The organism is Blautia sp. ZXY-1-B12, from assembly GCF_056339915.1.
The window spans coordinates 1-2,550 of the sequence record NZ_JBWJVP010000058.1 but is presented as its reverse complement, the minus strand read 5'-3'; the positions used below and the strand labels follow the sequence as shown (position 1 = coordinate 2,550).

The window sequence follows — 2,550 nt, the reverse complement described above, 5'->3', positions numbered from 1 at the left end:
ATCCAGGATTTCTTTGGTCTTGGTAACAGCGTTCAGTACATTAGCAAAATTAGTCCCCAGTTCTTGCAGGGGGCGGATTTCCGTCAGATACATGGAACCTACATAGACGAACAGCAAAAATGCGCTGGCCGCCAGTGAGCCTTTGAGGAAAAACATTCCGCCGATTGGAACCATCAGCAACATCCCACATTCGATGATAACAACAAAGGCCGCATAAGGTGGCCCCATGCGCCGGGAAGTTTCATTCCACATGGCGTTTTCTTCCTGGATAGCGTCTGAAAACTTTTGAAACGATTTGCTCCCCATGTTATAGGCTTTAATCAATTTCATACCGCTGATGTACTCAATCATAACCGAGTTCAGTGTGGTAATGGAGCGATTGGCCCGTTCCATCAGGTCATCCGTGTTGCGGAACATCATCCCCATTACAACAACAGCAAGGATCAGCGGAACCAGGGAAATCAATGCCAGAGGAATATTGACGGTCATCAGGTAAATAAAGATGACTACCGGCCCAACCAGATAGCACACAAGGTCAGGAAGGTTATGGGCCAGGAACAACTCCAGCTTTTCAATATCTTCATTCAGAACCGTTTTTATATCCCCGGTGCGCCGTTCATTCAAGGCCCCCAAAGGCGCTCTGGCCATGTGTTCCGCAACCATGCAGCGCACTTTGAACAGTGCGCCGTATGCGCCTTTGTGGGCTGTCACGCCGGAACAGCCGAATAATGCAAAACGCAGGGTGACAGCGGCGGCAATCATTGCCACAGTCTGTACCACAAGTTCTTTTGTGCAGGCATTGTTAAATGTGGCATCCATCAGCCTGTAAATCCCAATATACGGAACAATAATGCAAAGCCCACTGCACATGGACAGCAGGATTGCCAGGAACAGCCAGATTTTCTGGCCTCCGGCCCAATGGAGCAGCAGTGCTACTCTGTTTTCTTTTTTCTGCTTCATAGACTACCTCTCCTTTCCATCTGAAACAGAGAACAGCTCTCTCAATTTCGGGAGGGCATCCATTGTAACTGGTACATCACTCGGGCATTTCTCCCTCGTCAAAATGCAGGACACGTGAGCAGGTACGGCAGACAAATTCAAAATCGTGGGTGACAATGAAAATAACTTTTCCATATTGGACAATCGGCGGATCAGTCCTGCCACCTGCGTCATACTGTCAAAGTCAAGGCCGCTGGTCGGTTCATCGAATACCAGCAGATCTTTCCCACAAATCATGCTAACAGCTACAGCTACTCGTTGCTTTTGACCGCCAGAAAGCGTGTTTGGATGGCGCTCCCGATATTGGGTAAGGCCTAATTCCTCCAAAGTTGCATTTACCAGTGTTTGATCTGGATTGCGTATACCAAAGGAGCACTCTGCCTCCACGCTGTCAGCGAAAAGTTCATAATTCACATCCTGCATAACCATGTAAGAGCGTTTCAGCCTTTCCTTACGCTCAATCGGCTCGCTTTCCCACAAAAATTGTCCATCGCAGTCTTTGTGAAGCCCACAGAGAGCGCGGGAAAATGTAGTCTTTCCAGCTCCGTTGTGGCCGACCACACCAATCACTTCGCCCTTTCCGGCGGATAGCTCAATGTCATGCAAAATTGTTTGCTTCTTGTAACGGAGCGTCACATTCCGCAGCTCCAATACAGGGGGAGGCGCAGGCAAGTGGGCTTTTGGCGGGAATACCGCCTGTAGATCAACAGCTCGCAGACCCATGTGTTCACGATCAGGTTCAGGTAGCTGCCGAAATTCTTCCGGGGTGTATATTCCTTTGATTTCTCCGTTTTCCAGATAAACAATTCGGTCAGCCAACTCCATCAGGTAGTACAGACGATGTTCCGCTATCAAAACTGTTTTGCCCTGTTTTTTTATCAGCCGCAAATGTTCCTTTAGTTCCTGGATCAGAAGTCATATCCAGATTAGAGGATGGTTCATCCAGCAAATAAATCTGTGGGTTCATGGCATAAACAGAAGCGAAGGCGATTTTCTGCTTTTCACCGCCGGACAGTTCAAAAATATTTCTGTTCCGCAGCTTTTGAATACGCAGATCGTCGGCTGTCTGTTCCACTCGCTCTATCAGCTCTTGTGGAGGACGAGCCTCGTTCTCAATGCCAAAGGCAATCTCGCTGTCTGTGTCCACATTGAAAAACTGTGTCCGTGGATTTTGGAAAACGGAGCCGACCTTAGCAGCAATCTGATACATGGGGCGGCTGCTGATTTCCTGACCATCTACCAGCACACGGCCTTGAAGCTCTCCCTGATAAAACTGAGGGATCAGTCCATTCACCAGCCTTGTGATCGTTGTTTTTCCGCACCCGCTGCGGCCACAGAACAGGACACATTCTCCGTCCGAAATTTTCAAATTGATGTCATGCAGCCCGCCATGTTCCTGTCCTGTATAGGAAAACGATACATTTTCAAACTCAATCAACCGATCACACCTCCCCGCACACATAATTCAAAAATCAGATAAGCTACGGCAACGGCCATGACGCCCCAATCGGCAGCTCCGCATTTTATCTGGACAAGGCAGGTGCGTGGATT

General features: G+C 48.7%; 1 protein-coding gene and 1 pseudogene. Both read right to left on the bottom strand.

Annotated features, from left to right (window positions below):
* The coding region (locus tag AC075L_RS04320; protein ID WP_476387184.1) for an ABC transporter transmembrane domain-containing protein at nt 1–960 on the bottom strand (960 nt) is incomplete at its 3' end.
* Between the two features lie 3 nt (nt 961–963).
* Nucleotides 964–2,437, bottom strand: a pseudogene (locus AC075L_RS04315) (ABC transporter ATP-binding protein).
* Nucleotides 2,438–2,550 lie beyond the last annotated feature (113 nt).